15 protein-coding genes and 1 pseudogene are annotated in these 19,770 nt (G+C 48.7%); 12 read left to right on the top strand and 4 right to left on the bottom strand.

The window, feature by feature from the left end; translation table 11 throughout:
- Window positions 1-194: 194 nt before the first annotated feature.
- The gene (murA, locus tag C7N83_RS02925; protein ID WP_106740509.1) at window positions 195-1,448 is read right to left on the bottom strand and encodes a UDP-N-acetylglucosamine 1-carboxyvinyltransferase; all 1,254 of its coding nucleotides are present in this window, start codon (window positions 1,446-1,448) and stop codon (window positions 195-197) included.
- Window positions 1,449-1,794: 346 nt separating this feature from the next.
- On the opposite strand from murA, the pseudogene C7N83_RS02915 reads away from it, so the two are divergent.
- Window positions 1,795-2,726: pseudogene (locus C7N83_RS02915) on the top strand (ABC transporter transmembrane domain-containing protein); the annotation flags it as partial.
- Window positions 2,727-2,915: 189 nt separating this feature from the next.
- On the opposite strand, the gene mltA reads toward C7N83_RS02915, so the two are convergent.
- Entirely contained in the window at window positions 2,916-4,241 is a 1,326-nt protein-coding gene (gene mltA / locus C7N83_RS02910; protein WP_106740508.1) for a murein transglycosylase A, read from the bottom strand.
- Window positions 4,242-4,595: 354 nt separating this feature from the next.
- On the opposite strand from mltA, the gene efeU reads away from it, so the two are divergent.
- The 10 genes from efeU to potE all read left to right on the top strand — a co-directional run bounded on the left by efeU (window position 4,596) and on the right by potE (window position 16,459).
- A complete protein-coding gene (gene efeU / locus C7N83_RS02905; protein ID WP_106740506.1) occupies window positions 4,596-5,426 on the top strand; it encodes an iron uptake transporter permease EfeU in 831 nt (276 codons plus the stop codon).
- A 203-nt stretch (window positions 5,427-5,629) separates the two neighbouring features.
- Window positions 5,630-6,787 carry an iron uptake system protein EfeO gene (gene efeO / locus C7N83_RS02900; protein WP_106740505.1) on the top strand — a complete coding sequence of 386 codons (1,158 nt, stop codon included), beginning with the start codon at window positions 5,630-5,632 and terminating at the stop codon, window positions 6,785-6,787.
- 192 nt (window positions 6,788-6,979) lie between these two features.
- Window positions 6,980-7,129, top strand: a complete 150-nt coding sequence (locus tag C7N83_RS14510; protein ID WP_170064779.1) for a hypothetical protein — start codon at window positions 6,980-6,982, stop codon at window positions 7,127-7,129.
- Window positions 7,130-7,390: 261 nt separating this feature from the next.
- Window positions 7,391-7,597: a hypothetical protein gene (locus C7N83_RS02895; RefSeq protein ID WP_146135079.1), complete on the top strand. Its 207-nt coding sequence runs from the start codon at window positions 7,391-7,393 to the stop codon at window positions 7,595-7,597.
- 77 nt (window positions 7,598-7,674) lie between these two features.
- Complete coding sequence (gene efeB, locus C7N83_RS02890) at window positions 7,675-8,943, top strand: iron uptake transporter deferrochelatase/peroxidase subunit (RefSeq protein ID WP_106740501.1); 1,269 nt, start codon at window positions 7,675-7,677, stop codon at window positions 8,941-8,943.
- Window positions 8,944-9,539: 596 nt separating this feature from the next.
- On the top strand, window positions 9,540-10,949 hold the full coding sequence (ftsY, locus tag C7N83_RS02885) for a signal recognition particle-docking protein FtsY (RefSeq protein WP_425437487.1): 1,410 nt from the start codon (window positions 9,540-9,542) through the stop codon (window positions 10,947-10,949).
- A gap of 182 nt (window positions 10,950-11,131) precedes the next feature.
- Window positions 11,132-11,398, top strand: a complete 267-nt coding sequence (locus C7N83_RS02880; protein ID WP_106740499.1) for a DUF3079 domain-containing protein — start codon at window positions 11,132-11,134, stop codon at window positions 11,396-11,398.
- Between the two features lie 159 nt (window positions 11,399-11,557).
- Window positions 11,558-12,505 (top strand): EamA family transporter RarD, encoded by a 948-nt coding sequence (gene rarD / locus C7N83_RS02875; RefSeq protein WP_245911103.1) that lies wholly within the window; start codon window positions 11,558-11,560, stop codon window positions 12,503-12,505.
- Window positions 12,506-12,909: 404 nt separating this feature from the next.
- Window positions 12,910-15,075: an ornithine decarboxylase gene (locus C7N83_RS02870; RefSeq protein WP_106740496.1), complete on the top strand. Its 2,166-nt coding sequence runs from the start codon at window positions 12,910-12,912 to the stop codon at window positions 15,073-15,075.
- 67 nt (window positions 15,076-15,142) lie between these two features.
- Window positions 15,143-16,459, top strand: coding sequence for a putrescine-ornithine antiporter (potE, locus tag C7N83_RS02865; protein ID WP_106740495.1), 1,317 nt, complete (start codon window positions 15,143-15,145; stop codon window positions 16,457-16,459).
- 416 nt (window positions 16,460-16,875) lie between these two features.
- Here potE and C7N83_RS15135 read toward each other — a convergent pair whose 3' ends face one another.
- Complete coding sequence (locus tag C7N83_RS15135; protein ID WP_146135078.1) at window positions 16,876-17,133, bottom strand: hypothetical protein; 258 nt, start codon at window positions 17,131-17,133, stop codon at window positions 16,876-16,878.
- An 86-nt stretch (window positions 17,134-17,219) separates the two neighbouring features.
- Here C7N83_RS15135 and C7N83_RS14140 point away from each other — a divergent pair, with 86 nt between their 5' ends.
- Window positions 17,220-17,681 (top strand): hypothetical protein, encoded by a 462-nt coding sequence (locus C7N83_RS14140; RefSeq protein WP_146135077.1) that lies wholly within the window; start codon window positions 17,220-17,222, stop codon window positions 17,679-17,681.
- Between the two features lie 225 nt (window positions 17,682-17,906).
- Here C7N83_RS14140 and msrAB read toward each other — a convergent pair whose 3' ends face one another.
- Window positions 17,907-19,463 (bottom strand): bifunctional peptide-methionine (S)-S-oxide reductase MsrA/peptide-methionine (R)-S-oxide reductase MsrB, encoded by a 1,557-nt coding sequence (gene msrAB / locus C7N83_RS02855; RefSeq protein WP_106740494.1) that lies wholly within the window; start codon window positions 19,461-19,463, stop codon window positions 17,907-17,909.
- Window positions 19,464-19,770 lie beyond the last annotated feature (307 nt).

Genomic DNA, 19,770 nt, shown 5'->3' with positions numbered 1-19,770 from the left:
AAAAATGCAGAATGCCGGAAAAGATCGGAATAGGATGGGTAGGCTGTAAAACCCGCAGTGTCCTTCTTCCCCAATCTCTTCCCGCCGAAGGACGGGAACAGATTCGTGTGGTAATCAAAGATTCTGTTTGAAAGAAAGGCCGTCTGAAAATCTTTGCAGAATTTTCAGACGGCCTATTGGTTCAAATAAAATCTTCAACCGCTCACGCGTTCGATTTTCGCGCCGACACCGCCGAGTTTTTTCTCGATGTGTTCGTAGCCGCGGTCAAGGTGGTAGATGCGGTCGACGATGGTTTCGCCGGCGGCAACCAGCCCTGCTATCACAAGGCTGGCAGAAGCACGTAGATCGGTCGCCATCACGGTCGCCCCGGAAAGGGCCTCTACGCCTTTGACAAAAGCAGTATTGCCTTCTATGGTGATGTTTGCGCCCATGCGGTTGAGTTCGGGTACATGCATGAAACGATTTTCAAAAATAGTTTCGACCACCCTGCTCTGACCTTCAGACACAGCATTCATGGCCATAAACTGTGCCTGCATATCTGTGGGAAAACCGGGATGGACAACCGTTCGGATGTCAACGGCTGTCGGACGTTGGCGCATATCAATGGTAATCCAGTCGTCGCCTGCTTCGATCACGGCACCGGCTTCAACCAGTTTGTCCAACACCACTTCCATGGTTTTCGGTGCGGCGTTATGCAGGGTCACTTGGCCGCCGGTCATCGCGACGGCACACAAAAACGTACCGGCTTCGATGCGGTCGGGCACAACGCTGTGTTCGCAACCGTGCAATTCTTTCACCCCTTCGACCGTCATGGTGGCGGTGCCGATGCCGCTGATTTTCGCGCCCATTTTCACCAAGCATTCGGCCAAATCAACCACCTCCGGCTCGATGGCGCAATTTTCCAATACGGTGGTGCCTTCGGCCAGGGTTGCGGCCATCAATAAGTTTTCCGTGCCGCCGACGGTAACCACGTCCATCAGTACGCGCGCGCCTTTCAGACGGCCTTTGGCTTTGACGTAACCATGCTCAATGGTGATTTCCGCGCCCATGGTTTCCAAGCCTTTCAAGTGCTGGTCAACCGGACGCGAACCGATGGCGCAGCCGCCCGGCAGACTTACTTGCGCTTCGCCGAAACGCGCCAAAGTCGGTCCCAATACCAAAATCGATGCGCGCATGGTGCTCACCAATTCATACGGTGCGCAGGTGTTGTTGACCGTGCCGCCGTTGATTTCGAATTCGTGTACGTTGTCGGTCAACACGCGCGCGCCCATGCCTTGCAGCAGCTTTTGCGTGGTTTTCACATCAGCCAGCATCGGCACGTTTTTCAGGCGCAGCGTGCCCGAAGTCAGCAGCCCGGCACACATCAGCGGCAGCGCGGCATTTTTCGCGCCGGATATAGTAATTTCGCCGTTTAACGGGCCGTTGGCAGAGATTTTGAGTTTGTCCATAGAGAGTGTTCGCTTTATCAATCGCCAAAATACAAGGTTTTGGCGTAAAAATTAGGTTTTATTTGGAATTATAAGGATTTTCGCTGCTTTGTGGACATAGCGGTAAAAATTTTATCCAGACGTGAAAAAGGCCGTCTGAACGGTTTTGCTGAAATTGTGTCGATTTCGTGTGCAAAAAGGGTTCAGACGGCCTGTTTTATTTCAGCCGAATGTTTCAAGCTGCCAAATCAAAAATCCGGTCGGCAGATTCTACGGTTTCTTTTCGTTGGGCTGGCCATGCTTTTGGTAAACGGCAGATTTTTCAAATGATTGTTAACGGCTTTTTCATTGGCAATATCCAAATGACTGGGTTATCGACCATGTGATCGTAACCGCCGACCGTAATTTACTGGTTACTCTGGCTTTAGGTTTCGGCTTGCTGATGTTGGTGCAGCAAGGTGTGTCGCTGCTGCAATCTTGGGTGGGAATACACTTTGCTACAATGCTAAGTATGCAGTGGAAATCGAATATTTTTAAGAGGTTGCTGGACTTGCCGACGGATTATTTCAGCAAGCGGCATTTGGGTGATGCGGTGTCATGTTTTAGTGCGGCCGATAACATTCAAAACACGCTCACGTCTACTTTTTTCGTGTTGATTCCCAACAGCCTGATGGCGGTATTTACGTTCACGCTGATGTTGGTGGCGTACAGCCCGAAGCTGACCATGGTGGTATTGGTGACACTGCTGATTTATATTTTTAATCCGCTGGGTTGCTTATTATCCGCTGCGGCGTGCCACGGAAGAAAATATTGTACACGCCACCAAGCAGAACACTTAATTTTATAAAAACCATACGCGGCGTGCAGACAGCCAAGCAGTTCGGCAAAAGCACGCAGCGGTACGGTACATGGATGGGCTTGTTTGTGGATACGGTCAATACAAGGCTGACGGCGCAGAAGCCGGACATTTGGTTCGGCTTTGCCAACACGTTTTTATTCGGTATGGCCAATATTCTGATTGTGTATTGGGAGGCGCTGGATATTTTGGACGGGGTGTTTACCGTAGGTGTGTTTATGGCTTTTTTAGCCTACAAAAGCCAATTTGAAAGCCGCATCGGTTCGCTGGTTAATCAGTTTGTAGAAGTAAAAATTCTGTCGCTTCACGGTGAGCGTTTGGCCGATATTGTGTTGACCGAAACGGAAAGCGGGCGCACACCGGACACCGGTATTCCCAATCTGGAAGGCGGCATTGGGATCCGCTTGGAAAATGTGTCATTCCGCTATCCTGCAACAAGGCCTGAATATGCAGCCAAACTGGCGATACCTCCTACTACAGCCCTTGGGATACCTACGGAGCCTCCAACAATTTCCAAATTTTGAATAGTCAATTCACGCATCTTGAGTTCCTTTCTCTATTTTAAAAAAACGGCTAATCGATGAAGAAAACGTCAATAATATGAAAAAAAGATAGACATAAATTGAGGCATGTTACGGACGATACTCCGGTGCCATGCCGTTGGGCAGCAATTGCCACACGTAGCCGGTGGTTTTCTGTTTGCCTGCAACATTGCCGGCTTCGTCGCCGTAACCCCAGAAATAGTCCACGCGTACAGCGCCTTTAATCGCGCTGCCGGTGTCTTGCGCCATAATCAGGCGGTTGAGGGCTTTGTTGGTAACCGGGTGGGCGGTGGCGACGAATAAAGGCGCACCCAGTGTGATGTAGTGGCGGTCGACGGCACCGGCGTATTCGCCCATCAACGGCGTACCCAACGCACCGATCGGGCCGTCGTCGCTGTTGCCTTCCAGTTTACGGAAAAAAATGTAGCTTGGGTTTTGACCCAAGATTTCAGCCAAGCGGTGGGTGTTTTGCTGCATGTAGGTTTTGATGCCCTGCATGGTGGTTTGGTCCAAAGGCAGGTAGCCGTGATCAGCCATGTAGCGGCCGATGGAAACGTAGGAATATTCGTTTTTATCGGCAAAACCGAGGCGCACGTATTCGCCTTTCGGGGTTTTCAGACGGCCTGAACCTTGGATGTGCATGAAAAACAGTTCGACCGGATCTTCAGCGTACCCTAAAATCGGTGCTTTGCCATTGAGTGCACCGGCGTTGATTTGCGCGCGGGTGTAATATGGAATGAATTGGCTGCCGGCGAAACGACCTTTAATCGAAGTTGAGCGGGCGGTAATCGGGAATTGCGACAGGTTGGCGGTGTGGGTGCCGTCGGCGGTAATCGCGCCGGTGTTTTGGCCGGTTTGGCGCACGCGCACGATGCCTTTGCTGTTGCGCTGGGCAGATGACAGCGGCACCGAAACAAAATCGTACGGAATGCCGTAAATCGGGAAACGCGCTTTGTTGGTCTGCGCGGTGTTGCCGTGTAATACCGGTTCGTAATAGCCGGTTACCGTGCCGGCCTGTGAGCCGTTGCCGCTCACCTGCCACGGGGTGAAATAGCGTTCGAAAAACGATTTGGCGGCGGTTTGATCCAAAGGTGTTTGCGCAGCTTGGGCACACACGTCCTGCCAGCCGTTGCGGTTTTTCAGCTTGTCGCAGCCGAGTTTGAACGATTGCAGGCTTTTGACGAAATTCTGACTGTTCCATTGCGGCATGGTGTTGTGCGGCACGGCGAGATAAGCGGCATTGCCGCCCGGTGTGACGGTGGTGCCGGCAGGGTGCGGTGTACCGGTCGGTCGGTCGGGGCCGCTGATAACGGTTTGGTCGATGGTCGGTAATTTTTTGACGCTCTTGCTCGGACAGGCAGCCAGCAGCGCAGCGGTGATACCCAATAAGGCAGTGCGGAACAGGGTTTTTTTCATGGCTTTTGAGTCGTTAAGGCCGTCTGAACACGGGTTTCAGACGGTATGAAAAACAAGGGAAACAGCATCGTGGCAATATTGCCGCCAGCCTGCGGGGTTTGATTCTAGCACAGAATCGCCGCGCGTCTGCGATAGGCTGCTGAAAAGCATTACGCTTGAATGGACAAGCGGAAAGGATGTCTGTCGCGGAGGCTTGCGTTGTCAAGTGGTTAGCATGCGATACATTAAAAAATTTAAATGGCTTACAACACTTTAAGAAATAAAAATAATTTGCATTTGCTTATCAATAGGCCTATATTGACAGGCCAAGTTGGATAACCACATTAATCTTACATTTCTCGAAAGCCTTTGGCCATGTTGATTGCTTTTCTGATTATGCTGCGCGAAGGCATTGAAGCCGCGTTGATTGTCGGTATTGTCGCCGGGTTTTTAAAACAGTCAGGACACGCGCACCTGATGCCCAAAGTGTGGTTGGGTGTGGTATTGGCGGCTTTTTTGTGTTTCGGTTTGGGTTGGGGTATTCATCGGGTCACGGGTGAAATTCCGCAAAAGCAGCAGGAATTGGTGGTTGGCGTGATTGGCTTGGTGGCGGTGGCGATGCTGACGTACATGATTTTGTGGATGAAAAAAGCCGCCAAATCGATGAAACGCCACTTGCACGATTCGGTTCGGGCGGCCTTGAACCAAGGCAGAGGACAAGGCTGGGCGTTGGTCGGCATGGCTTTTTTGGCGGTGGCGCGTGAAGGGTTGGAGAGCGTGTTTTTCCTGTTGGCGGTGTTTCAGCAAAGTCCGACGGCAGCCATGCCCGTCGGTGCGGTGGCAGGGTTGGTGGCGGCTGTGGTGATTGGTTTTTTGCTGTATCAGGGTGGTATACGTCTGAATTTGACAAAATTTTTCCACTGGACAGGTGCGTTTCTGATTTTAGTGGCCGCCGGCCTGCTGTCCGGTTCGCTGCGTGCGCTGCATGAGGCAGGTGTGTGGAATCATTTGCAGGGAATTGTGTTCGATTCGTCAGCCTATCTGCATGAAGACAGCCCGCTCGGTGTGCTGCTGGGCGGTTTTTTCGGCTACACCGACCACCCGACGCAGGGCGAAATGCTGGCGTGGCTGCTGTATCTGATACCGGTAATGATTTGGTTTTGGCATGACGCGCGGGATGTTTCCCAAACCGGGCTGCCGCAGTAATTTCAGACGGCCGGAGACTTTTGCAAAATCCCTATTCTTGACACATTTCTCCGTGCTGTTTCTTGAACGTCTGGCCTTATTCGTGATATTTCTGCACATTCCGCGCTTGTCCGGTTTTAGAACGGTACCCAAATCCGGCGTGTGACCAAGGTTTCGGCCTGTTGTGTGTTTTTCAACAAAAATATGAAAAAAGGTATGCAAAAATGAAGACATTGAATCTGACTGCTTTATCCGTGCTTTTGGCTTTGGGTGTAACCGGCTGCCAACCGCCTGAAGCTGAAAAATCTGCCGCCGCCAGTGCACCGGCCGCCAATGCCGACGGTTCGGTAAACGTGGCGGTAAACGATACTGCCTGCGAACCAATGGAATTGACCGTACCCAGCGGCCAGACCGTGTTCAACATTAAAAATAACAGCGGCCGCAAGCTGGAATGGGAAATTCTCAAAGGAGTGATGGTGGTTGACGAACGTGAAAACATCGCGCCGAGCTTGTCCGACAAAATGACCGTTACCCTGCTGCCGGGCGAATACGAAATGACCTGCGGCCTGCTGACCAATCCGCGCGGCAAGCTGATTGTGACCGACAGCGGTTTCGTCGATAAAGGCAACGAAGCGGACATGGAAAAATTGGCGCAACCCTTGGCTGGTTACAAAGCTTATGTGCAAAACGAAGCCAAGGAATTGGTCGCAAAAACTGCTGAATTTGTGGCTGCGGTGAAAGCCAAAGACATTGAAAAAGCCAAATCGCTGTTCGCGTCCACACGTTATCATTACGAGCGCATCGAGCCGATTGCCGAATTATTCAACGAACTTGATCCTGCTATCGACGCGCGTGAAGACGATTTCAAAGACGGTGTGAAAGATGCCGCATTTACCGGGTTCCACCGTATCGAATATGCGTTGTGGGTAGAAAAAAACGTGGGCGGTGTGCAGGAAATTGCCGATAAGCTGAATGAAGACGTTCAGAAGCTGCAAAAGGAAATCGACACGCTGAACTTCCCGCCAAGCAAAGTGGTCGGCGGCGCTGCGGTGTTGATTGAAGAAGTAGCGGGCAGCAAAATCAGCGGCGAAGAAGACCGTTACAGCCGCACCGATTTGAGCGACTTCCAAGCCAACGTAGAAGGCGCGGAAAAAATCATTGAATTGTTACGCACACAGATTGCCGAAAAAGATCAAGCCTTGCTGGATAAAGTCGATGCCAATTTCAAAAAGGTTAATGAAGTCTTAGCGAAATACAAAACTGCCGACGGCTTTGAGTCATACGACAAACTCAGTGAGACCGACCGTAAAACCCTACAGGCACCCATCAATACTTTGGCCGAAGAGTTGGGTAAATTACGCGGTACTTTAGGCTTGAATTAAGATTTTGAAAAGACAGGAAAAAGCAGGTGAAGGCATGGGAAATGGTCCGGCCTCCGTCTGTTAATTTAAAATATAATAGTCTGTTTTATAAGAGCTGTTTTTATATATTGAATGATTTTTCAAAAAAAAACCAATGCATAGAAAAGCCGTCTGAAAGACAGGGAATCAAGATAAAACCGCAGGTGTTTTTATATGGAGCGGACGCTCTTTCCGGCGGTATTTTTATGGCTGGTGCGCACTGTGCATGCAGGTCAGCCTGCCATTGTTTTGTTTATCGGTTTTCGGTTAGGTAAAAAATCGGTCATCAGTTGCAAAATGATTTCAGACAGCTTCACCAACTAGGTTGTCTGAAATATTCTGCGTTTGCTGTTTAATGGGTTTTTGATATAGATAAAGACACCATGCAGCCGGATTTTCCCGAGGCGTGGCAAAAGCGATTTAATTTTTTTAAACATACGGCACTAATCCGCCGGTACTGACTTTCAAGTCAGCTTTGAAGTTTTTGCCGTTTCACGGGCAATGTTTCTGCTGCTACAATTTTTTGCCTTGTGTCTAGGCACATGCTGCTTTTTTGTGCGGAGTATTCGGCGTAGGAGTCTGTTGTTGGTTGCGCCTTTTTTGGCACTGTATTTCGGCAGTTTCATGTTGCTGGCGCATCTTTATCCCCATGCCGAACACGGTGTTTATATGACCTTAGGCCCCCCAACCATGATGTCCGCGTTCGGAATGGTTCGCATGGTGATTGCCAACCGCGCTTTTTATCTGCAGAAAGTGAAGGGTTCCAAAAGCCGGAATCCGTTTGAAAAATAATTTCAGATGTCTCCGCCTGCTTCAGGCCGTCTGAAACCGGCAGTTCCGATTTAATATTTTATTTATAGAGTAAAGATATGAGTTCAGACCAACCTGCCCAACCGGCAAAACGAGCCCTGTTCAAAACTGCTTTGGCTGCCGGTGCATTCGGTGTGGCCGGCGGTTATTTTATGGGTGAACGCCGCGGCAATCAAGCCACCATTGAGCATTACGCCCGCCACTCCGCCCAAAGATACGATTGCCGAGGTGCGCATCAGGCCGGTATCACCACGCCGCACCAGCTTTTTGGCATCATGTGTGCCTTTGATGTGACGGCGGCCGATGTGAAACAATTGGAAAAGCTGTTTCGCACGCTGACCGCACGCATTGAATTTCTCACCCAAGGCGGCGAATACCAAGACCCTGGTGAGAAAATGCCGCCGGCCGGCAGCGGCCTGCTCGGTAAAACATTCCGTCCCGACGGTTTGACGATTACCGTCGGTGTCGGCAGCAGCCTGTTTGACAGCCGTTACGGTTTGGCAGACAAAAAACCGCGGCATTTGCAGGAAATGCGCGATTTTTCCAATGACAAGTTGCAAAAAGATTGGTGCGACGGTGATTTGAGCATTCAGTTTTGCGCGTTTTCTCCCGAAACCTGCCAGGCAGCCCTGCGCGATATTTTGAAACACACTGCGCCGTTTTCCATCATTCGTTGGAGCATTGACGGCTTTCTGCCTAAGGCCGAACCCCAGGCACTGGCTGCGCGTAATCTCTTAGGCTACCGCGACGGCACGGGCAACCCTGATGTGGCCGATCCGAAAATCGCCGATCAAGTCTTGTGGACAGGTGTGGCAGCCAACAGCCAAGATGAGCCGCAATGGGCGAAAAACGGCAGCTACCAGGCCGTACGCATAATCCGTCATTTTGTGGAATTTTGGGACCGTACACCGCTGCAAGAGCAAAACGCCATTTTCGGCCGCGAAAAATATAGCGGCGCTCCACTTGACGGGAAAAAGGAAAGCGACACCGCTGACTTTGCGAAAGACCCCGAAGGTAAAATCATACCCAAAGACAGCCACATGCGCATTGCCAATCCGCGTGATGCCGAATTTATGAAAAAACACCTGTTGTTTCGCCGGGCCTTCAATTATTCACGCGGCCTGTCCAAAGCGGGGCAGCTTGATGTCGGGCTGATTTTTATCTGTTATCAAGCCAACCTTTCAGACGGCTTTATCTTCGTGCAAAACTTACTCAACGGCGAACCGCTGGAAGAATACATCAGCCCGTTTGGCGGCGGCTATTTCTTCATTCTGCCGGGATTTGAAAAAGGCGGCTTTTTGGCGCAAGGCCTGCTGGGGCTGGGGTAAACCGAATCCGATGCCGGGTGCGTAGAAAGACTTTGGTATTGTTCGACATTGCGCGGTTGGCAAACACATTGGGAAAAATGTGCCGAAGATTGCGTCTGCCAAGGCCGTCTGAAAAACCATTCAGACGGCCTTTTCCCTATTCAAAACGATTGCCGTCTGTGATTGAATCCAACCGATTTGATTATGCGCGGCATACTGTTTATCTCCAAAAAATACGCTACAATAGCCTCTCTTTCCCAAGCATTTTATTCTAAGGAAACGCCATGCTCGATTTCTTCCGCCGTAAAAAACAGGAACACACCGCCCATGAAAAAGCGGCGCAACCCGAACGTTACGATCCCGGGCAAACCGTGACAAACACAATCAATGAACCGCCTCAATCGGTCGAAGACATGCTGTCCGTGCTGGGAAATGCATTTGCCAAGGAAGCGGCGGAGAAAGCGAAGACTGCGCCTCCTGCTGAAGATTTATCAGTTGAATCAATTGAAAATAAACAGGTTAGGCAAGAAAAAATTGTGCAATCAACGACAACGGAAACGCTTACCGAAAGCATTGCGCCAGAAGTGGAAGCCATTACCGCAACGCCGTCTGAAAACATTTCGTCTGAAAACATTTCGCCAGCCATCCAAGCAGTGGGCGGACCTTTGCCACAGGGCGAGCACACAGAAGAAATCATCTCAACCGACGATGGCAAAACGGTGATTGATTATGTGCAAATACCGGAAGACGCCAAGATCGCATCCGTCACGCCTGAGCCGGCGGAAGAAATCGCCAATAAAGACGAAGCGGTGTTTGAATCTGTTAAACTCGAACCTGTTAAAGAAAAAGCGTCTTTAGCTGAAGTACCGGCACAACAGAAAGCAGTGGAAGAATCGACGGTTAGAGCTTGGGATTCTGTGTTTTCCGAAGCAGAAAAAGCAGAAAATCAAGCAGCGGAAGCCGAGCCTGCAGAAACGGTAAGTGGGCAGGAAAGCATTGGGATATTAGCCGAAACAATCGAATCAATGCCGTCTGAAAACCTTGTTGAAAATGCCGCCGCCGCGACAGCAGCAGTTGCCGCACAGGCTTTGCAGGAAGCAGACAATACGCAAAACAAATCAAGCTGGGCTTCCCGCCTGAAACAAGGTTTGGCCAAGTCGCGTGACAAAATGGCCAAATCGCTGGCGGGCGTGTTCGGCGGCGGAAAAATCGACGAAGATTTGTATGAAGAGCTCGAAACCGTTCTGATTACCAGCGACATGGGCATGGAAGCCACCAATTACCTGATGAAAGACGTGCGCGACCGTGTGAGCTTGAAAGGATTGAAAGACAGTGGAGAATTGCGCGGCGCGTTGAAAGATGCTATTTACGATTTGATTAAGCCTTTGGCGCAGCCTTTGGTGTTGCCCGACAGCAAAGGGCCGTTTGTGATTATGCTGGCCGGCATCAACGGTGCCGGTAAAACCACTTCTATCGGCAAACTGGCGAAATATTTCCAATCGCAGGGCAAATCGGTGCTGTTGGCGGCGGGCGACACCTTCCGTGCGGCGGCGCGCGAGCAGTTGCAGGCATGGGGCGAGCGCAACAACGTGACCGTGATTTCGCAATCCACCGGCGACTCGGCGGCGGTATGTTTCGATGCAGTGCAGGCGGCCAAAGCGCGCGGCATTGATATTGTGTTGGCTGATACCGCCGGCCGCCTGCCGACACAGTTGCACCTGATGGAAGAAATTAAAAAAGTAAAACGCGTGCTGCAAAAAGCCATGCCCGAGGCACCGCATGAAATCATCGTGGTGTTGGATGCCAATATCGGCCAAAACGCTGTCAATCAAGTTAAAGCCTTCGACGAAGCCTTGGGTCTGACCGGCCTGATTGTCACCAAACTCGACGGCACGGCCAAAGGCGGCATTCTTGCCGCCTTGGCCGGCAACCACCCGATTCCCGTACGCTACATCGGCGTAGGCGAACGCATTGACGACTTGCGTCCGTTTGACGCGCGCGCATTTGTGGATGCTTTGCTGGATTAGGATTAAGTGTCATCCTTGTCGGAGGCCGTCTGAACAAGTTTCTGTGGAATTTGTTCGGGCGGTCTTTACTTTGTCTTAAAATGGAAATGTAAAACTATATATAAAAAATTATATATTGTTAAAATCTTTTATAATGCCGATTTATGAATATAACAATAATCTTGATCTAAGGATACACAGACATGGCTAAGAAGTTCCCGATTTTTCCCAAGGCGCCGGAGCGGATTTGCTGGGGTTGCGACAAATATTGTCGGGAGGATGATTTGCAGTGCGGCAACGGTTGCGAACGCATTCAACACCCGATTGAGCCGGACGGTCGAGATTGGTATAAAACCGGCGACTGGAGCAATCTTTTGAGCGACGAGCAGCAAATCAAGCTGGGTTTGAAAGAAGCGCCGAAAGTCACCAAGCCGCACATCAAGCTGCTGTTGAGAAATAAAACGGTTTAACGATTTGCAGGCCGTCTGAAATTTTTCAGACGGCCTTGCGGTTTTTTTGTTAAATTCAGATTAAACCGACAAAATGATGCCCGATAATAACGGTCTGAAGTTGGTTGCATTTTGCAAAGGTCCCGGCCTGTTATACTTTTTATTCAAAGCGGGCGTAAAATGTCCGCCTGTTTTCTTTTATCCATTATCCGTACACACCGCATGAATACCCAAACCGACGAATACCGCAAGGGCCTGTTGTACGCATTGGGCTGCTACCTGATTTGGGGCATGTTTCCGCTCTATTGGTATCCTGTTACCGGCACGGCCATCGGCGCCGATCAGATTTTGGCGCAACGCATTTGCTGGTCGGCGGTGTTCGCGCTGTGTATATTGGTCATCAAAGGGCAGGCCGTTACGCTTTGGCAGGCAGTGCGCAACCGTAAATTGCTACTGACCTTTGTCGGCTCGGCGTTTGCCATTTCGCTCAATTGGCTGGTTTATCTTTGGGCGATTACCAACAACCATATTCTCGACGCCAGCTTGGGCTATTTTATTTCGCCACTGGTGAATGTGTTGTTTGGTTTTCTGTTTTTCAAAGAAAAGCCCAACCGAACGCAACTTTTGGCGGTTGTGCTGGCGGTGGTCGGGATTTTGTGGCTGGTGGTGCCGGCCGGATACATTCCGTGGGTGTCTCTTTTGTTGGCCGGCAGCTTCGGCATTTACAGTCTGTTGCGCAAACGCGCGCCGTTGGATGCGTTAACCGGCATGACGTTGGAAACGCTGGTGCTGGTGCCGTTTGCGCTGGCGTATCTGTTTTGGGTGGCGCAACGGGGAGGTTTGGTGTTCGGCAGTTTGGCGCTGCTGCCTTTGGCAGTGTTGATCGGTTCGGGGGTAGTGACGGTGTTGCCACTGCTTTTATTTGCTGCAGGTGCCAAGCGCATTTCCATGAGCGATTTGGGCATGATTCAATATGTGTCGCCGAGCATGCAGTTTTTCTTGGGGCTGATTTTGTTCGGTGAGGCATTCAGCCTGCAAAGATTCACCGGCTATGCGTGGGTGTGGCTGGGAATTGCGGTTTATCTGTTCGGTGCGGTGTTGGCGAAAAAGAAAGCCCGTGTCATCTGAGAAATTTGTAGACTTAATTAAAGGCCGTCTGAAAGATGTTTGATTTTTCAGACGGCCTTTTCATTTGTTTTATTGTTTTATTTTTCTTTGAGGCGCATCAAAATTGTTGGAAATAATTATATTCTAACACAATAGTTTAATATTCAAATATTTTTGGCATAAATTCAAATCTCAAATAAATATCTGATATTTTTTATCAAAAAGTAAGAGGCTGGTTCTTTTTTCCGGTTTGGCGGGCGGTTACTCTGATTAGAAAACGACTGATATCGGGAGTAGAATGATTCCGCAGTTTTCTGCAACCCCCAGGTTGCTTTGCATCATAAATGATGGCGATTATGTGAACGGTTTTTCAATTATGATGCATGCTATTATTGTATTAACTATATGATTTTAGGAATGATATCATGAAACAACTCAAAGTCGCGGCCAGTCAGCCAACCCTTGCCGGCTTTATCAGCGAATATGAAATTGTCGATGTCCGTGCTACAGATTTCACCAATATCGCTGCTGCCGTTTCTTCTGTGGAAGATGCAGAATTTACATTGGCAAGAATAGAAGAAACCGGTTTTGACGTCCCCTTTTTTATTGCGTTGCAACCAAATGAAATGCTGCCTGAAGATATTTTGCCCAAGCTCAGCGGCGTTATCCAATTAGGCTACGGCAACCGCCATTATTACGGCAAGCAGATTGATGCCGTTGCCGACAATTATGCGGAAAATCTTGCGCCTCCTTTCTTCAAAGCGCTTAAAAACTATACCAAACGCGGTTATTCCGCATTTGATTGTCCCGGCCACCAGGGCGGTCAGTTTTTTGCACAACATCCTGCCGGCCGCGAATTTTTCCATTTCTTCGGCGAAAACGTATTCCGTGCCGATTTGTGCAATGCCGATGTCCGCTTGGGTGATTTGCTGATTCACGAAGGTCCGGCCTGCACGGCGCAGCAGCACGCTGCCCAAGTGTTTAATGCCGATAAAACTTATTTTGTATTAAACGGTACATCTTCTTCCAATAAAGTGGTTACCAGTGCCTTATTGGCAAAAGATGATTTGGTATTGTTTGACCGCAATAACCATAAATCCATCCATATGGGTGCTTTGGTGATGAACGGGGCTTTGCCTGTTTATCTGCAAACTGCCCGTAATCCGTACGGTTTTATCGGCGGGATTGATGAGGCCTGTTTTGATGAGCGGTACATCCGCGAAGAAATCCGCAAAGTCGCCCCCGAACGCGCCGATTTGCCGCGGCCGTTCCGTTTGGCTGTGATTCAACTCGGTACGTATGATGGTACGATTTATAACGCCAGACAGGTTGTCGATAAAATCGGCCATTTGTGTGATTACATTTTGTTTGATTCTGCATGGGTCGGTTATGAGCAGTTTATTCCGATGATGCGCGATTGTTCGCCGCTGCTGCTGGAATTAAACGAAAACGACCCCGGTATTATCGTGACGCAATCGGTACACAAACAACAATCCGGTTTTTCGCAAACTTCGCAAATCCACAAAAAAGACAAACACATCAAAGGCCAGAAACGTTATTGCAACCACAAACGTTTCAATAATGCGTTTATGCTGCAGGCCTCAACCAGCCCGTTCTATCCGATGTTTGCATCTTTGGATGTGAATGCCAAAATGCACGAAGGAGAAGCAGGTTTGCGCTTGTGGCGCAAATGCGTTACGGTCGGCGTGGAAGCACGTAAATTATTGTTGAAACATTGTTCTATGATTAAGCCGTTTATTCCGGATATGGTGGACGGTAAATTATGGCAGGACGCTCCAACCGAACAAATTATTGAAGATTTGCATTACTTTAAGTTTGAACCGAATGCGAAATGGCATTCTTTCCCCAATTATGCAAAAGACCAATATTTTGTGGATCCGTGCAAATTATTGCTGACCACGCCCGGCATTAATGTGGAAACAGGCGAGTATGAAGATTTCGGTGTGCCTGCCACGATTTTGGCCAATTTCCTGCGCGATAACGGCATTGTGCCTGAAAAATGCGATTTGAACTCCATTCTGTTCCTGCTGACACCTGCTGAAAATTTAACCAAAATGCAGCATTTGGTGGCGTTGGTTGCACGGTTTGAAGAGCACATCAGAAATGACAGTTTGATGAAAGAGGTGGTGCCTACTGTTTACAGCAAAAATGAAACTTATTATAAAGGTTATACTATCCGCCGCCTGTGTCAGGAAATGCATGATTTCTACAAACGCAACAATATGAAAGAGTTGCAGCGTCAGATGTTCCGTCATGACGGCTGGCCCAAACAAGCCATGTCGGCATACGATGCGCAGCAATGTCTGATTCGTAACGAAGTGAAATTGGTGCGTTTGAGCGAAATTGCCGGGCAGATTGCTGCAGAAGGCGCGTTGCCTTATCCGCCCGGCGTATTGTGTGTGGTACCCGGTGAGGTTTGGGGCGGTGCCGTACAAAAATATTTCCTGGCCTTGGAAGAAGGAATCAACTGTCTGCCCGGATTCGAGCCGGAAATTCAGGGGGTCTACTTGAAAGAAGAAGCAGACGGCAGCCGCCGCGCTTATGGCCATGTGATTGACAAACAACAATAACCTTATTCAGGCCGTCTGAAAAGGCGATTGCTTTCAGACGGCCTGAAAGAAGAAAGCGAGTATTATCATGTCATCAGATAAAAGTAAGATGAGTGTGGTGCAGTTAACCATTCTCACAGTCGTAAATATGATGGGTTCGGGCATCATTATGCTGCCATCCAAGCTGGCCAAAGTCGGCACGATTTCCATTTTGTCTTGGTTGGTAACGGCGGCCGGATCCATGTGTCTGGCGTATGCGTTTGCCAAATGTGGCCGCTTCAGTACCAAATCCGGCGGTATGGGCGGTTATGCCGAATATTCGTTTGGTAAAAGCGGTAATTTTATGGCGAACTATACTTACGCCGTATCCTTGCTGATTGCCAACGTTGCCATTGCAATTTCTGCAGTCGGGTATGTAGCTGCTTTGGCCAGTTGGACATTGTCGCCGTTTCAAGCAGCCTTAGGTGCGATTATTTTAGTGTGGCTGACCATGGCGGCCAACTTCGGCGGTGCCGGTATTACGGGTAAAATCAGTGGTTTTACCGTATGGGGTGCGATTATTCCCGTGATTGGTGTTTCCCTTATCGGGTGGTTTTGGTTCAGTCCGGGCATGTATGCCGAATCATGGAACCCGCATAATATGCAATTATTTGATGCGATTCCTTCTTCAATTGCCATTACCTTATGGGCATTTCTAGGCTTGGAATCCGCGTGTGCCAACTCGGAAGCAGTTGACAACCCTGAAAAAAATGTGCCGATTGCCGTGTTGTGGGGCACTTTGCTGACTGCTGTGATTTACATTATTTCCACCAATGTTGTGGCGGGGATTGTGCCTAATGCGGATTTGGCAGCGAGCGATGCGCCCTTTGGCTTGGTATTTGCCGCCATGTTTAATGATACCATCGGCCAAGTAGTGATGGCATTACTCATCGTGTCCTGCGTCGGTTCGCTGCTCGGATGGCAGTTTACCATTGCCCAAGTGTTCAAAACGAGTGCGGATGAAGGCTATTTTGTACCACAATTCGGCAAAGTAACCGCCACCAACACCCCTGTTTTGGGCATGTGCATCATTGCTTCAGTGCAAACGGTTTTGGCATTAATGACTATGGATGAAGGTTTGAGCAAACAATTTGATATTTTGGTCAATCTGGCGGTTGTCACCAATCTTATTCCGTATATTTTGTCGATGTCTGCGATTATCGTGCTACAAAAAGCAAGCAATGTGCCGCATAAAGAAATGGTGTTTACCAGCATCATCGCCTTTATCGGCAATCTGTACAGCTTTTATGCTTTGTACGGGTCCGGGCAGGAAGCCATGTATTGGGGCAGCATGGCGGTATTTGCAGGCTGGGTGTTGTACGGCAAAGTTGTCTCCACCAAATATGATTTGAAACAGCCTTTTTAAACCGTGCCGGTTTTCAGGCAGTCTGAGATACAGCAAGTGACAACGTCTTTTACACATCTGTTTTCTGCATGAACGGGAAAGTATAAACAATCGATATTTTCCTATGCAACAAGTACTTTGAACAAAAAATCGGAAAACGTTACCGATTTGGTCTATTGGACATTTGGGATGATTTTTCATCCCAAATGTCCAATAGACCGAAAATATCAGAGTGATTCAAAACGCCGGACAGACATGCCTGACCGACAAAGGCTGTCTGAAAATTTTCAGACAGCAGCCGATTCGCATTTGAAGTGCAACTTTCATGAACAAAAAAGACAGTATGCGGTAGGTAGTATACTGTCTTCCCTGACAAGAAAGATTGCAATGAGCTACACACCTGACCCAAGACGAATGATACCGCATCCGGCACCATCTCAACCAGCAAAGCCCCGCAGAAATTGCCAGAGTTCAACCGCAGCAAAAACAGCATTATTCGGGAAATCAAACAACACCAAGGCAAAAACAGCGTATACAAAGCAGGTGAAGCACAAAACCGTTACACCGCCAAAAGCAGCAAAAGCGAAAGCCTTACAGAATACATCAATATCCTGTTCGTCCTGAAACTCAGCTCCGAGCAGATTTTCGGATATCTGAAAAAGCATCACCGCATCAAAACGGCACCACAACATCATCTACCACTATATACACAAAGATGCAGCCTGAGGCGGTACACTTCGGCAACTCCTGCGCCTTTGCAGCAAACCTTACCGTAAAGCGTATGGCAGCAAAAACGGGCGCGTGGCCAAAATGCCCGACCGGGTCGGTATCGAGCACCGTCCGACCATTGTTGTCCAACGCATCCGCATTGGAGACCGGGAAGCAGATACTTTTGATCACAAGAGTGCGCTTAACCTTGGTTGAGCGCAAAACGAAATACGTCATCATTAAGAAGATGGACAATTTCAAAGTAGAAGATACACAAAAAGTGATGACTCAGGCATTGTGCAAGTACCGTGACGGGGTATTGTCCATTACTATGGATAACGGCAAAGAATTTTACCGGCACAAGAAAGTAGCCAAGGTGCGCCTAATGCCCAAACCGATTTCTGCCGTCTCTATCATTTATGGGAAAAAGGTTGTCATGAAAACACCAACGGGCTCATCCGCCAATATTCCCCGAAAAAGCCCGATTTCAGATTGCCCGGCAACCGGCAAATCAAAGTGGTTCAAGATGCTTTGAATCACAGACTTAAGAAAAACACTTGGTTATGAAACACCAAGTGTTTTTTTATTTTCGGGAAAGTTAACCTCTTACTTCCAAGTATTGCTTTTCAAATGCGGATCTAAGGCTGTCTTAAATAGCTCGTGTAGGATTGGCTCAAGAGCTATTTTTCAGACGGTATGGAACGCAATCAATGATAGGCAGGCTGTCTGCTTCGGCCCCATCTTAAGATTTCAGCCAACATTATTTCGCCAAATGTTTCAAATGACCGTAACCTTGTGCGTCCATTTGAGCCAAGGGAATAAATTTCAAACTGGCACCGTTGATGCAATAGCGCAGACCACCTTTATCGGGTGGACCGTCAGTGAAAACATGGCCAAGATGGGAGCCGGCAGCACGGCTGCGTACTTCGGTACGGCGCATATTGTAACTAAAGTCTTCATGTGAGGTCACAGAGGCAGCTTCAATCGGGCGGGTAAAACTCGGCCAGCCGCAGCCGGAATCATATTTGTCGGCAGAGCTGAACAAAGGTTCTCCACTGACAATGTCGACGTAAATACCGGGTTCGAACATGTGGTCGTATTCGTGGCTGAACGCGTATTCGGTTCCTGCCTGCTGGGTAACACGGTATTGTTCGGGGGTGAGGGTTCGTTTCAATTCGGCTTCACTCGGTTTGCGGTAGTTGGCCGCATCAAATTTTTTGCTTGCGGGTACCGGGCTGTCTGCAAGCGGTTCGTCAGCTTTACGGATGTCAATGTGGCAATAGCCGTTAGGATTTTTGATGAGGTAATCCTGATGATATTCTTCAGCTTCGTAAAAATGTTGCAACGGCTTATTTTCCACCACTAAGGGAGCGTTGTATTTTTTCTGTTCACGCTTCAGCGCCGCTGCAATGATATCAGCTTCGGCAGGATCAGTATAGTAGACACCGGTACGATATTGCGTACCGCGGTCATTGCCTTGTTTGTTGAGGCTGGTGGGGTCGATAACGCGGAAGTAGTATTGCAGGATTTGATCCAAGCTTAGTGCATCGGCATCATAGGTTACACGTACGGTCTCGGCATGACCGGTATTACGGTGGACAACGTCTTCATAGCTGGGGTTTTCGGTACGGCCGTTGGCATAACCTGATACTGCATCTACTACACCTTTGATACGTTGGAAATAGGCTTCCAAACCCCAGAAGCAACCGCCGGCAAGATGGATGGTTTTCAAATTCATGGCTTTTACCGCCTGATTGGTAGGTTTGTTGAATACGGTTTTCAGACGGCCTATATCTGCCTGAGGGTCTTGAATCAATGCTTTAGCCTGCGCTTCATTGATACTGCCTTTTACAATACGGGCAAGCTTGCCGTGTTTGTCAAGTACTGCCCAAGAGGGATATACACTGATATTCAGGCTTTTAGCCAAGCTGCCGCCAGGATCTACTGCCAGCGGCAGCTTGGGATAATCTAATCCCTGATACCATTTTTGAAATTCGCCATTGGGTTTTTCACTCAAAAAACCAGGGGAGGCGACGGTAATCAGGTTGGCCGTCTGAAAATCTTTACTTTGCGCCCATTGTTCAGTTTTGTCTAACTCTGACAGACACAGCGGACACCAGCTTGCCCAAAATTTAACCAATGTCGGTCTGTCTTTTTTCAGACGGCCTATCGGTTTGCCTTGTGCATCTTGAAATTTTTCGATTTGCCGGACTATGCTCTCGGCATGGGCTTGAGTGGGCCGCCAAAATAAAAATACGGCAGCAGCTGCCAAGAGAAATAATGGCAATAGCCAAAAGTGATTAGTTTTTGCTTTCATGGGTATACCCTGCGTATGATAAAGACATATGAATATTCTACATAACTTTTTTACAATGATTTCACAGTAAATTGTTAAATTTACTTAAAACTGCCAAAGACTTTCTCCGGTTATAAACAATAAAATATATATATAGGCCTTAGGAAGGAAATTCATTCTAACGGACTATTTCGTAGCATGTCCGGCAAACACTTATTACAAATTATCTTGGCAGTAATTCAAGCGAAATCCTGTTTCCTTCAATTGTAAAGAAAATATATGCTTAGAGACGCCGTTAAATTTTACCAATCGGTTTTTTGAATAATCC

The sequence above is a fragment of the Neisseria iguanae genome (assembly GCF_003013245.1).
Classification (GTDB): domain Bacteria; phylum Pseudomonadota; class Gammaproteobacteria; order Burkholderiales; family Neisseriaceae; genus Neisseria; species Neisseria iguanae.
The sequence above is the reverse complement of the archived record's forward strand: the minus strand, read 5'-3'. Positions and strand labels throughout refer to the sequence as shown.